Origin of the sequence: Halorubrum sp. SS7 (assembly GCF_005435055.1) — an archaeon.
GTDB lineage: Archaea > Halobacteriota > Halobacteria > Halobacteriales > Haloferacaceae > Halorubrum > Halorubrum salinarum.
Genome location: NZ_SGXV01000629.1, coordinates 1 through 235 on the forward strand (window position 1 = coordinate 1; position 235 = coordinate 235).

Annotated in this window: 1 protein-coding gene; it reads right to left on the reverse strand. The window is 67.7% G+C overall.

Annotated elements, in window-relative coordinates; translation table 11 throughout:
- Nucleotides 1-180 (reverse strand): hypothetical protein (locus EXE44_RS19395; RefSeq protein WP_137718129.1); only part of this gene is annotated, 180 nt, incomplete at its 3' end.
- Between the last annotated feature and the right edge of the window lie 55 nt (nucleotides 181-235).

Sequence of the window (235 nt, forward strand, 5' to 3'; positions counted from 1 at the left end):
GTCGACGACCTGCGTCGCCGCCCCGCCCTTGATGCAGACGCTCCCCTCGTTCACCGGCGCGTCGGCCCACGGCATAAAGCGCATCTCGCCCGGCTCGTCGCCCTCCAGCACGCGGATCCCGCAGCCGACGCCGCAGTACGGGCAGATCGTTTTGGTCGCGTCGTCCGGCTCACTGGACATCTGTCTCACCGCCTCCGTGCGCGTTCATACCACACGATCGATCGTCAGCGTCCAT